At 66.3% G+C, this 11253-nt stretch carries 12 protein-coding genes; 7 read left to right on the forward strand and 5 right to left on the reverse strand.

Annotated features, from left to right (window positions below):
* Window positions 1-137: 137 nt before the first annotated feature.
* The 4 genes from flgF to flgH are packed head-to-tail and all read left to right on the forward strand — an operon-like array spanning window position 138 to window position 3194.
* Complete coding sequence (gene flgF / locus INE98_RS11825) at window positions 138-875, forward strand: flagellar basal-body rod protein FlgF (protein ID WP_293539132.1); 738 nt, start codon at window positions 138-140, stop codon at window positions 873-875.
* Between the two features lie 15 nt (window positions 876-890).
* Window positions 891-1679 (forward strand): flagellar basal-body rod protein FlgG, encoded by a 789-nt coding sequence (gene flgG / locus INE98_RS11830; protein ID WP_293539133.1) that lies wholly within the window; start codon window positions 891-893, stop codon window positions 1677-1679.
* Between the two features lie 4 nt (window positions 1680-1683).
* Window positions 1684-2430: a flagellar basal body P-ring formation chaperone FlgA gene (gene flgA / locus INE98_RS11835; protein ID WP_293539134.1), complete on the forward strand. Its 747-nt coding sequence runs from the start codon at window positions 1684-1686 to the stop codon at window positions 2428-2430.
* Between the two features lie 26 nt (window positions 2431-2456).
* Entirely contained in the window at window positions 2457-3194 is a 738-nt protein-coding gene (gene flgH, locus INE98_RS11840) for a flagellar basal body L-ring protein FlgH (protein WP_293539135.1), read from the forward strand.
* A gap of 10 nt (window positions 3195-3204) precedes the next feature.
* Here flgH and dxs read toward each other — a convergent pair whose 3' ends face one another.
* The 3 genes from dxs to INE98_RS11855 are packed head-to-tail and all read right to left on the reverse strand — an operon-like array spanning window position 3205 to window position 6268.
* Entirely contained in the window at window positions 3205-5124 is a 1920-nt protein-coding gene (dxs, locus tag INE98_RS11845) for a 1-deoxy-D-xylulose-5-phosphate synthase (protein ID WP_293539136.1), read from the reverse strand.
* Between the two features lie 20 nt (window positions 5125-5144).
* Window positions 5145-6005 carry a polyprenyl synthetase family protein gene (locus INE98_RS11850; RefSeq protein WP_293539145.1) on the reverse strand — a complete coding sequence of 287 codons (861 nt, stop codon included), beginning with the start codon at window positions 6003-6005 and terminating at the stop codon, window positions 5145-5147.
* A 20-nt stretch (window positions 6006-6025) separates the two neighbouring features.
* Complete coding sequence (locus INE98_RS11855; RefSeq protein WP_293539137.1) at window positions 6026-6268, reverse strand: exodeoxyribonuclease VII small subunit; 243 nt, start codon at window positions 6266-6268, stop codon at window positions 6026-6028.
* Between the two features lie 111 nt (window positions 6269-6379).
* On the opposite strand from INE98_RS11855, the gene INE98_RS11860 reads away from it, so the two are divergent.
* From INE98_RS11860 to INE98_RS11870, 3 genes are all read left to right on the forward strand, one after another.
* The gene (locus INE98_RS11860; RefSeq protein WP_293539138.1) at window positions 6380-6907 is read left to right on the forward strand and encodes a GNAT family N-acetyltransferase; all 528 of its coding nucleotides are present in this window, start codon (window positions 6380-6382) and stop codon (window positions 6905-6907) included.
* An 83-nt stretch (window positions 6908-6990) separates the two neighbouring features.
* Window positions 6991-8190 carry a VWA domain-containing protein gene (locus INE98_RS11865; RefSeq protein WP_293539139.1) on the forward strand — a complete coding sequence of 400 codons (1200 nt, stop codon included), beginning with the start codon at window positions 6991-6993 and terminating at the stop codon, window positions 8188-8190.
* 209 nt (window positions 8191-8399) lie between these two features.
* On the forward strand, window positions 8400-9683 hold the full coding sequence (locus INE98_RS11870) for an MFS transporter (protein ID WP_293539140.1): 1284 nt from the start codon (window positions 8400-8402) through the stop codon (window positions 9681-9683).
* A 5-nt stretch (window positions 9684-9688) separates the two neighbouring features.
* Here the strand turns inward: INE98_RS11870 and INE98_RS11875 are convergent, their stop codons facing one another.
* Both INE98_RS11875 and INE98_RS11880 read right to left on the reverse strand, forming a co-directional pair.
* On the reverse strand, window positions 9689-9928 hold the full coding sequence (locus INE98_RS11875) for a DUF3253 domain-containing protein (RefSeq protein WP_293539141.1): 240 nt from the start codon (window positions 9926-9928) through the stop codon (window positions 9689-9691).
* A gap of 2 nt (window positions 9929-9930) precedes the next feature.
* On the reverse strand, window positions 9931-11079 hold the full coding sequence (locus INE98_RS11880; RefSeq protein WP_293539142.1) for an acyl-CoA dehydrogenase family protein: 1149 nt from the start codon (window positions 11077-11079) through the stop codon (window positions 9931-9933).
* Window positions 11080-11253: the final 174 nt, after the last annotated feature.

Here is an 11253-nt window from a genome sequence, read left to right on the forward strand (position 1 = left end):
AGGATTGGCCCGGCAAATTCCGCAGCCCGGACGGAATTAACTATTTTAATTGCTGTTTTTATTGGGTTTTTTGATTGGCCCAAGGTTTGCATGGTGAACAGAGCCCTCCGGGGCCTCAGCATCAGGCGACCGAGTCGATGGACAACGCACTTTACGTAGGGCTTTCGCGGCAGATGACCCTCCGGCGTCAGCTGGACATCGTCGCGAACAACATAGCCAATGCCGATACATCCGGCTTCAAGGCCGAGCAGGCTCTCGTGCGCACTGAACCCAAGGCTCCCGCACGGACGGTTGAGGGTCCCAATCCGATCAAGTTCGTCATTGATGATGGACTTGCCCGTGACTTCTCCCAGGGCCCCCTGCAGATCACCAATGCGACCTTTGATCTGGCGATAGAAGGGCCAGGCTTCTTCCGGATCCAGACCCCCTCAGGAGAGCGGTACACCCGTGACGGTCACTTCCGCCTCGACGGAACGGGCCGGATCGTGAACCAGGCCGGTCAGCCCCTGCTGGATGCGGGCGGCGCAGAGGTGATCATTGATGTCCAGAGAGGGCCGGTCGAGATCGCTATTGACGGCTCATTGAGCCAGGGGATCGAACAGGTTGGCCGCCTCGGCGTGGTTGTCTTCGATTCGCTTTCCGCGCTCGAGAAGGTGGGCGCCAACCAGTACCGGAACACGTCCAACGCAGAGCCTCAGCCCGCGACAGGTTCGCAGATCCGGCAGGGGGTTCTGGAAGGCTCCAACGTCAATCCCATTCTCCAGGTCACCGAGATGATCGAGGTGACCCGGGCCTACGAGTCCCTGGCCCGGATAATGGAGAATACCCAGGAACTGTCGCGTCGATCCGTCGAGCGACTCGGACGCGTCGAGTAGAAAGGCTGACCCCCCATGCAAGCTCTCCGAACTGCCGCAACCGGCATGTCCGCCCAGCAGCTGAACGTCGAGGTCATCTCGAACAACATCGCCAACATGAACACCGTGGGGTTCAAGCGGCAGAGGGCGGAATTTCAGGATCTGCTCTATCAGACCCTCGAACGGGCAGGGTCTCAGTCATCGGACCAGGGCACCGTCGTCCCGACCGGGCTGCAGGTTGGCGCCGGGGTCACGGCAGGCTCGATCTACCGGATTACCGAGCAGGGGCCGATGACCCAGACCGGCAACAAGCTGGACATCGCCATCCAGGGGCGTGGGTACCTGCAGGTCCTGATGCCGACCGGCGAACTCGCCTACACGAGGGCTGGGAACCTGTCCCTGAACGACCAGGGCCAGCTGGTCACCTCGGATGGATACCAGATCCAGCCCGCCGTCGTGATCCCTCCGGATGCGACGGACGTCTCGATCTCGAAGGCCGGTCAGATCCAGATCAAACAGGCGGGCCAGGTGGAACCCTCGGTGGTGGGAACGCTCGAACTGGCGACCTTTGTGAATGAAGGCGGCCTCGAGGCGATCGGAGACAACCTGTACCTTGAAAGCGGGTCCTCCGGAGCGCCGACCCTCAGCGTGCCGGGCGTCGACGGCACAGGCGTGCTGCTCCAAGGCTACACCGAAGCCTCGAACGTCGATGCGGTCGCCGAGGTGACCGCCCTGATCGTCGCCCAGAGGGCGTACGAGATGAACTCCAAGGTCATCAAGTCAGCCGACGAAATGCTGTCGACCGCCAACCAGATCCGGAGCTGATCCGTTGCGCCGTCTGATCGCCGCCGCCCTCGCCCTCACCCTGATGACTCCGGCGGTGGCCAGCGCCGGGACATCGGTCGCTCTCCGGGGCGATCCCGTCGATTCCGACGGGGTGGTGACCCTGGGCGATCTCTTCGAGGGAGGCGGGCCGGCGGCCTCGGCGCGTGTGGCCGCGCGCTCGGGCCCCACGGTGGTGCTGGATGCGACCGCCGTCCAGATTCTCGCCCGGCGTCACGGACTTCAGTGGTCCAATCCGGACGGGTTGAGGCGCATCATCGTTCGCCAGGGCGAAGCGCCGTCGCCCCTCGCCTCCTCCCGTGGGCGTCAGGTCCAGGTCCTCGCCTATGCGCGGAGCCTGGCCGCTGGGGAAGAAGTGCGGGCCGAAGACCTCGTCTGGACCCGGGCCGCAGCCGCCCCGGTCGACGCCCTGCGGGACGCCGACGAGGCGATCGGCATGATTGCGAGACGCCCCCTCAGGGAGGGCGCTCTGGTTTCGGCGCGGGATGTCAGCGCACCCATGGCGATCCGAACAGGTGATCTGGTCACCGCGACCTATCAATCCGGAGGGGTCTCCCTGGAACTCCAGGTCAGGGCGCTGGACGCCGGCGCCATCGGCCAGCTGATCACCCTTCAGAACCTTACCTCCAAGAAGACCTTCCAGGCGGTCGTCACCGGTCCGGGCCGGGCGGCGACTGGCCCCGACTCACCCGGCGGACGTCCCTCGACCTCCACGCGGATCGCCCGCCGTTGAACCCTTTTCCAGACAGGTCCCGCTCCATGAGACTCGCCGCCGCCCTTCTTCTCGCCACCCTGCCCCTCGCCGCCTGTTCAACCGTCAAGGACGCCGCTGTGGGCCCCAGCCTCAGCCCGTCGGCCTATCCGGTGACGCCGCAGGAACGACGTCCGGACCTCGGCATGCTGCCGTCGCAGGCAGAGATATCGCCCGCCTCGGCCAACTCGCTCTGGCGCAGCGGGGCTCGCGCCTTCTTCATTGATCAGAGGGCCAGCCGGGTTGGCGACATCGTGACGGTCCAGATCGCCATCAACGACTCCGCCAAGACCTCCAACACCTCGGTCTCAAACCGTTCGTCAGAGACAGACGCCGCCCTGACCAGCCTGTTCGGACTCGAGGGACAGGTGCGCCGCCTGCTTCCCCCGGGCAACAGCTTCGACAACGCCTCGCCTTTCCAGACCAACTCGACCTTTTCGAGTTCCGGGTCCGGCAGCGTAAACCGGGCGGAGGCCATCTCCCTGACCGTTGCGGCGGTGGTGACCGGCATCCTTCCGAACGGCAATCTGATCATTGAGGGCACCCAGGAGGTGCGCACCAACGCCGAGCTCCGCCAGTTGACAGTTTCCGGAATGATCCGCCCGGAGGACATCTCCTCCACAAATACGATCCGGCACACCCAGATCGCAGAGGCGCGCATCAACTATGGCGGCCGGGGCGACATCTCGACCATGCAGAAGGCGCCCGCCGGTCAGTCCGTGGTCGCCAGGCTCTGGCCGTTCTAGCTGCGGAGGATCAGGCTCGCAGGACGGCCGTGGCGGACAGGCCGTCCCCAAGCACGCTGAAGGCGGCGGCGGCCAGCCCCGGCGCATCGAGGCCAGCCTGGGCATACATCGCCTCGGGCTTGTCCTGATCCTGGAAGACGTCCGGGAGATAAAGGGTCCGCACCTTCAGACCGGAGTCGAGGACGCCGCGGGCCGCCAGCATCTGCAGGACGAAGGCGCCGAAGCCGCCCATGGCGCCCTCCTCCACCGTGATCAGGGCCTCGTGCTCACGAGCGAGGCGGAGGATGAGATCCTCATCGAGAGGCTTGGCGAAACGCGCATCGGCGACTGTCGCCGAGACGCCGCGCGCCGCCAAGAGATCAGCGGCCTTCAGGCACTCCCCGAGGCGCGCGCCGAAGCACAGAAGCGCCACGGTGGTTCCTTCCCGGACGATGCGGCCGCGGCCGATCTCCAGCGGCTCAACCCGCTCGGGAACCACCACGCCCAGCCCTTCCCCGCGGGGATAGCGAAACGCCGAGGGCCGGTCATCAATGACCGCCGCCGTCGCCACCATGCGGGCCAGCTCGGCCTCGTCGGAGGCGGCCATCAGGACCATGCCGGGAAGGGCGCCCATGAAGCCGATATCAAAGGAACCGGCGTGGGTGGGACCATCTGCGCCCACCAGGCCGGCGCGATCCATGGCGAAGCGGACCGGGAGTCGCTGGATGGCGACATCGTGCACGACCTGATCGTAGCCACGCTGGAGGAAGGTCGAATAGATGGCGGCGAAGGGCTTCATGCCATCCGCCGCCAGGCCGGCGGCGAAGGTGACCGCATGCTGCTCGGCGATGCCGACGTCAAAGGTCCGGTCCGGGAAACGCTTGCCGAAAAGATCCAGGCCGGTCCCCGAGGGCATGGCGGCGGTCACCGCGACGATGCGGGGGTCCCGCTCTGCCTGCGAGATCAGGGCGTCGGCGAAGACGCGCGTGTAGGAAGGCGGCGCTGGCTGGGTCGGCTTGGCCTGGCGGCCGGTCACGACGTCGAAACGGGCCACGGCGTGCAGCTTATCCTCGGCGCTCTCCGCCGGGGCGTAGCCCTTGCCCTTCTGTGTGACAACGTGGACGAGGACCGGACGGTCACGGATCTCGCGGGCGTTCTGCAGGATCGGGACCAGGGCCTCGAGGTCATGCCCGTCGATCGGCCCGATGTAGTAGAAGCCCAGCTCCTCGAAGAAGGTGCCGCCGGTCACCATGCCCCGGGCGAACTCCTCGGCCTTGCGGGCGGCTTCCTGAAGGGGCCGAGGCAGGGCGCTGGCCATCGATTTTCCAAGCTTGCGCAAGGACTGGTAGCCGCCGCCCGAGACCAGCCGCGCCATGTAGGCGCTCATGCCGCCCACCGGTGGAGCGATGGACATGTCGTTGTCGTTGAGGATCACTGTCAGCTGGCCGGTGGTCTCGGAGGCGTTGTTCATCGCTTCGTACGCCATGCCGGCGCTCATGGAGCCATCGCCGATCACCGCCACCACGCTGTTGTCTCGGCCCTCTGCGTCACGGGCGGCGCAGAAACCCAGCGCCGCGGAGATGGAGGTCGCGGCGTGCGCGGCGCCGAAGGGATCGTAGGGACTCTCCGCGCGCTTGGTGAAGCCACTGAGGCCGCCGCCCTGGCGCAAGGTGCGGATCCGGTCCCGTCGCCCGGTGAGGATCTTGTGGGGATAGGCCTGGTGGCCCACGTCCCAGATCAGAATGTCCTCGGGCGTCTGGTAGACATGGTGCAGAGCGACGGTGAGTTCGACCACGCCGAGGCCGGCGCCCAGGTGTCCACCCGTCTGGGATACCGCATCGATCGTCTCGGCGCGCACCTGGTCGGCCAGCTGGCGAAGTTGGGCGATGGATAGGCCACGAAGGTCGGCGGGCGAAGACACGGTGTCAAGGAGCGGGGTCAGGGGGGGCATGTCGCTTGCTTTGCTCGCAATCAGCTTCGCCGATCAAGCACGAAATCCAGACAGGCCCGGAGTCCAACGGCTCTTTCCCCAAGGGGATCGAGGTGGGTGCGGGCCTGATCGGCAATGACATCAAGGCGGGCGCGGGCGTCATCGACCCCCAGAAGGGTCACGAAGTTGACCTTGCCGCGCGCGGCGTCCTTGCCAGTGACCTTGCCGACCACGCCGGTTTCGCCTTCGACGTCCAGGAGGTCGTCCACGATCTGGTAGGCGAGCCCGAGGTCGTGGGCGAAGGCCAGGAGGGCGTGCCGTTCGGCGTCACCAGCGCGGGCCATGACGAGGGGGAGTTCAAAGGCCGCCGAGATCAGCGCGCCGGTCTTGAGCCGCTGCATCCTGGCCACTGCGCCGAGGTCTTCACCCACACCGGACAGGTCGATCATCTGGCCGCCGCACATCCCGCGGGCGCCGGAGGCGCGGGCCAGGGCGCTGACGAGGTCCGCACGCACCCGGCCGTCGGGATGGGTCTCGGGCGCCGCCAGGATCTCGAAGGCCAGGGCCTGCAGGGCGTCGCCGGCGAGCACGGCTGTGGCCTCGTCAAAAGCCCGGTGCACGGTGGGCCGCCCGCGCCGCAGGTCGTCGTCGTCCATGCACGGCAGGTCGTCGTGCACCAGGCTGTAGGCGTGGATGCACTCCAGGGCGCAGGCGGCGCGGTCGAGCCGTTCGGCCTCAACCTCCAGGATCTCCCCCGCCTGGAAGACCAGGAAGGGCCGAAGGCGCTTGCCGGGGCCCAGCACAGCGTAGCGCATGGCCTCCGCCAGACGCGCCTCGGGGCCCACCACGGGCGGCAGGAAGGCGGAAAGAGCGCTGTCGATGCGGGTGGCGACGGCTGACAGACGGCGGGCGGTGTCGGAGTTCACTCGAAGCGGGCGGGTTCAGCGGCCGCCTCTCCGGATGGACCGATGACGATCTTCTCGACCTTGAGACGTGCCTGTTCAAGGCGGGCCTCACAGTGGGCCTTCAGCAGGGCGCCGCGCTCGTAGAGGGCGATGGACTCCTCCAGCGGCGCCTGGCCTGTCTCAAGCTGTCCGACGATGCGCTCGAGTTCGGCGAGGGCCTGCTCGAAGGAAAGCTTTGCGATGTCTGTGCCGTCCGCCATGGGAATCCCCGTCCTGCGATCCGGAACCTAGACATCCCGCCCCTTGGCCGCAATGCGGTCCGGCTCTGTTGCGTCTTCCGGCCGCGGCAGAGCAAAGGTAATGGGCGGTCGATGACCCAGTTGATCCTCCGCCGCGCCGGGGCGGGCGACGCCGCCCGCCTTGCCCGTCTCGGTCGCGAGACCTTCGTCGAGACCTTCGGTCACCTCTATCCCCCGGAAGATCTAGCAGCCTACCTGGCGTCAGCCTACGAGCCGGAAGCCATACGCCGGAGCCTGGAGGACTCTTCCGAGGCCAGTTGGATTGCAGAGACCGAGACGGGGACCGCGATCGGATACGCTACGGCGGGACCCTGCGGGCTGCCGCATCCTGATGTCGGCGTGCGATCGCTGGAGCTCAAGCGCATCTACCTTGCGGGATCGGCCCAGGGATTCGGCGTCGGCGGACGGCTCTTCGATGCGGTGATCGACTGGATGGCCGCCCGGGCCCCTCCGGACATCTGGATCGGGGTGTGGTCGGAGAACTTCGGCGCCCAGCGGTTCTATGCGAGACGCGATTTCGAGAAGGTCGGGGAGTACGGATTCCCAGTTGGCCAGACGGTGGATCGTGAGTTCATCCTGCGGCGGCGTCCGGCCTTCTGAGACGTCCCGGGCTGGACAGCCGGGCCCGGCGGCATCACATTCAGCTCCGTTACTTCCGTCCGGCCCGGCAGGGGACGTCCATCATGTTCATGCGCTTCTTCACCGAACTCCGCGAGGCCAAGGTCCCCGTGACCCTCAAGGAGTACCTGATGCTCATGGAGGCGATGGACAAGGGCGTGATCGACCGCAATGTCGACGACTTCTACTACCTCGCCCGGTCCGCCCTGGTGAAGGACGAGAAGAACCTCGATCCGTTCGATCAGGTCTTCGGGCATGTCTTTAAGGGCCTTGAAAAACTTGAAGGTTTTGGCATTTCCGACATTCCGGCGGAATGGCTGAAGAAGATCTCCGACAAGTTCCTCACGGATGAGGAGAAGGCCCAGATCGAGGCCATGGGCGGTTTCGAGAAGCTCATGGAGGCCCTCGCCGAGCAGATGCGCCAGCAGCGCGAGAACGGCGATGACGGAGACGGTGAAGGCAAGGGCAAGGGCAAGGGCGGCCAGGGCCCTAACGGCGACTCCCCCTTCGGCGCGAACGGCTATCATCCCGAAGGCGTGCGCATCGGCCAGGACAAGGGCCGCCATGGCCGCGCCGTGAAGGTCTGGGACAAGCGAGAATACAAGAACCTGGATGACAGCGTCGAGCTGGGCACCCGCAACATCAAGGTCGCGCTCCGCCGCCTTCGCAAGTGGACCCGGGACGGCGCCGCCGAAGAGCTGGATATGGACGGCACGATCCGCGGCACCGCCGAGAAGGGTTATCTCGACATCAAGCTGAGGCCCGAGCGCCGCAACAAGATCAGCGTCCTGATCTTTTTCGATGTCGGTGGCTCGATGGACAGCCACATCAAGGTCTGCGAGGAGCTCTTCAGCGCGGCGCGCACCGAGTTCAAGAACATGGAGTTCTACTACTTCCACAACTGCCTCTATGAGAGCGTGTGGAAGGACAACCGGCGCCGTCACGCCGAGAAGATCCCGACCTGGGACGTGCTTCACAAGTTCAGCCGCGACTACAAGGTCATCTTCGTGGGCGACGCCACCATGAGCCCCTACGAAATCACCTATCCCGGCGGCTCGGTCGAACACTGGAACGAAGAGCCGGGCGCCATCTGGATCGACCGCGTCACCCAGACCTTCGATGACGTGGTCTGGCTCAATCCCACGGCCGAGCGGCACTGGGATTACACCCCGTCCCTCGAGGTCATGCGCCAACTCGTCGGCGACCGGATGTTTCCTCTGACCCTCGAGGGCCTCGAGAAGGCGATGAAGGAACTGGCGCGCTAGGCTCTGGGTTCGACCGCGCCGGGCTTGCCGGAGCGGGGGACTCTGGTAGACCGGGTTCCATTAGGACTTGAAACCATATTCCGGGAGGGTCCGCCGCCGGTTGCGCCGGAGCGGGCGAATTCAAAGTGAGCAGGGACGAGTCTCCCCCGGCGTCGACTGACGCCGACCCGAACCGAGGCGTCCCGAACCAAGGCGTCCCGCCAGACGGCTTGCCAGCCGACCTGGAAGCCCGGGAAGCCGAGTACGAGGCCTTCGTCTGGGACAACCTGAAGCGCAACTACATCGGCAACTACCTGCACGGCATGCTGGGCATGACCGGCTTCCGGCTGATCAACGCGCCGACCTTCATGCCGGTCTACATCCACATGATTTCCGGCTCGAACACCATAGTCGGGCTCGCCCAGGCCCTGCAGCAGGTCGGCGGCATCATCTCGCCGATCTTCGGCGCCACGGCCATAGAACACCGCAAGAAGGTCATGCCCGCCGCCCTCTGGATGGGCGGTCTCGGCCGCGTCCAGATCGTCGGCATGGCGGCCGCGGGCTGGTTCCTGCAGGGACAGTCCCTGGTCTACGCCATGCTGGCCCTGCTCTTCCTCTTCGGGGTCTTCATGGGCGCCCAGAGGGTGGTGTTCGGCATGCTGATGGCCAAGGGCATCCCGCTCAGCCGCCGGGGAAGATTACAGGCCTGGCGCAACGCCACGGGCGGTCTGATCGCCGCAGTGCTCGCCTGGGCCGCCGGCCGGTACATCATCGAACCCGATCTCTTCGGTCACGGGTACTCGGTGACCTTCCTGCTGGCCGCCGTGCTGACAACCCTGGGGCTCTGGGCCCTCCAGGTGCTGCTCAGGGAGCCCGAACCGCCGAACCTGCCGGCCAAGGCGCGGTTCAGGGACCGGGTCCGGGATTTCCCGGCCCTCATCCGGTCCGACCCTGGGTACGCTCCCTTCCTGCTGGTCCAGATGCTGGCTACGGCAAGTCGCATGGCGGTGCCCTTCTACGCCATCTACGCGACCTCCTCGATCGGGCTGACAGGCGCGATGCTGGGGCTGCTCGCCATGGCCTATCTCGGGGCGGATACGCTCTCCAACCTGCTCTGGGGCTATATGGGGGACCGGACCGGCTTCCGGCACGTCCTGCTGATCTCACTGGCCATGTGGATTCTCGCCACGGTGATCCTCCTGGCGCTGCAGACCCCGGTCGCCATCTTCATCGCCTTCTTCGGTCTGGGGGCGGCCCAGTCCGGCTACATGATGGCCGCCCAGACCATGATCCTGGAGTTCGGGAACCGCGAGGAAATGCCCATGAGGATTGCGATCTCATCCTCCGCGGAAGGGGTCACGGCCTCGATCAGCCCGATCGTAGGGGGCTTGGTGGCCGACGCCCTTGGCTATCCGGCTGTCTTCGGGATCTCGATTGGTTTCCTGGTGCTGGGGCTCGTCTGCCTCGTCTTCATGGTGAAGGAACCCCGGAACCGGAGATTGTCCGAGGTCTGAGCCCCCTAGGGCAGTCGCAGGCGGTAGACCCCCTTGAAGGTCTCGGGATCAGCCGGCTTGCCGTGCCTCAGGATCACGATCCGCCCCTGCCGGGCCAGGCCCTTGGCCGCGCCCCGGACATGGCCGGTCAGCCGCCGCCAGTTCTCCGGATCCGCCGCGCGGGCCACCTCCTCCGACGAGGCCGACTTGCCGGGCGGCAGGGCGGAGACGACCTCGAGGATCACCGCCTCCATGTCCACGGCCATGATCAGCCGCCCCGCTTCAGGGTCTCACGCGAGATGATGACCTGCTGGATCTGGCTGGTGCCCTCGTAGATCCGGAAGATACGGACATCCCGATAGAAGCGCTCGATCCCGTAGTCGGCGATGTAACCGGCGCCGCCGAAGATCTGCACCGCCCGGTCCGCCACGCGACCGACCATCTCCGAGGCGAAGTACTTGGCCGCCGCCGCCTCCATGGTCACGCTCTCGCCGGCATCGCGCTTGCGGGCGGTTTCCAGGGTCAGGGCCTTCGCGGCGAGGGACTCGGTCTTGGAGTCGGCGATCATCCCCTGCACCAGCTGGAACTGGGAGATGGCCTGGCCGAACTGCTTGCGCTCGGAGGCGTAGGCGACGCAGTCGGCGATCAGGCGCTCGGCGACACCGACGCAGACGGCGCTGATATGCAGACGGCCTCGGTCCAGGACCTGCATGGCCACCTTGAAGCCCTCGCCCTCGCCGGCCAGGCGGTTTTCGACAGGCACCCGGACATTGTCGAAGATGACGTCGCAGATGTGGGCGCCCTGCTGGCCCATCTTCTTCTCGGGCTTGCCCACCGACAGTCCCGGGAGATTACGCTCCACCAGGAAGGCCGAGACCCCGCCGCCGCCGGGCTTGGAGGGATCTGTCCGCGCCATCACGGTGAACAGGTCGGCCTTGTTGGCGTTGGTGATGTAGCGCTTGGCGCCGTTAAGGACGTAGTGGTCGCCGTCGCGCACCGCCCGGGTCTGGACGGCGGCGGAGTCCGAGCCGGCCTCCGGCTCGGTCAGGGCGAAGGAGGTGATGATCTCGCCGGAGGCGATGCCGGGCAGGTACTTCGCCTTCTGGGCGTCATTGCCGAACATCACCAGGCCCTGGGCGCCGATGCCGACATTGGTGCCGAAGGCGGACCGGAAGGCCGGGCTGGTCCGGCCCAGCTCCAGGGCGACAAGGACCTCTTCCTCCATGCCGAGGTCAAGGCCGCCGTACTCGGCCGGGATCGACAGGCCGAACAGGCCCAGGGCCTTCATCTCCTCGATCACCTCATCCGGGATGGCGTCGTTCTCGGACACCTGAGCCTCGAGGGGACGGAGTCGCTCGGTCACGAAGCGGCGGACGGTCTCGACGAGCTGGTCGCGGGTTTCGGCGTCAAGGGCCATGGCGGTCTCCCTTCAGGAGCCCCCGTTCTAGAGCGACCCAGGCCTCCGGGCCAGCACGGAAGATGAGTCACAGGCGTTGGAAAACCAGCGACGACATACTAAGTTGACGCCAGCGTCATGATTTGCGTCCAGGTTCCGGCGGGCGCTTAGATGCGGGAGAGATACACGATGAGC

The organism is Phenylobacterium sp., assembly GCF_020253645.1.
Taxonomy (GTDB): Bacteria; Pseudomonadota; Alphaproteobacteria; order Caulobacterales; family Caulobacteraceae; genus Phenylobacterium.

Bases quoted from the DNA above. Each gene is read 5' to 3' on its own strand.
- flgF (WP_293539132.1), top strand. From the start codon at position 138: ATGGACAACGCACTTTACGTAGGGCTTTCGCGGCAGATGACCCTCCGG.
- flgG (WP_293539133.1), top strand. From the start codon at position 891: ATGCAAGCTCTCCGAACTGCCGCAACCGGCATGTCCGCCCAGCAGCTG.
- flgH (WP_293539135.1), top strand. From the start codon at position 2,457: ATGAGACTCGCCGCCGCCCTTCTTCTCGCCACCCTGCCCCTCGCCGCC.
- dxs (WP_293539136.1), bottom strand. From the start codon at position 5,124: ATGCCCCCCCTGACCCCGCTCCTTGACACCGTGTCTTCGCCCGCCGAC.
- INE98_RS11855 (WP_293539137.1), bottom strand. From the start codon at position 6,268: ATGGCGGACGGCACAGACATCGCAAAGCTTTCCTTCGAGCAGGCCCTC.
- INE98_RS11860 (WP_293539138.1), top strand. From the start codon at position 6,380: ATGACCCAGTTGATCCTCCGCCGCGCCGGGGCGGGCGACGCCGCCCGC.
- INE98_RS11865 (WP_293539139.1), top strand. From the start codon at position 6,991: ATGTTCATGCGCTTCTTCACCGAACTCCGCGAGGCCAAGGTCCCCGTG.
- INE98_RS11875 (WP_293539141.1), bottom strand. From the start codon at position 9,928: ATGGCCGTGGACATGGAGGCGGTGATCCTCGAGGTCGTCTCCGCCCTG.
- INE98_RS11880 (WP_293539142.1), bottom strand. From the start codon at position 11,079: ATGGCCCTTGACGCCGAAACCCGCGACCAGCTCGTCGAGACCGTCCGC.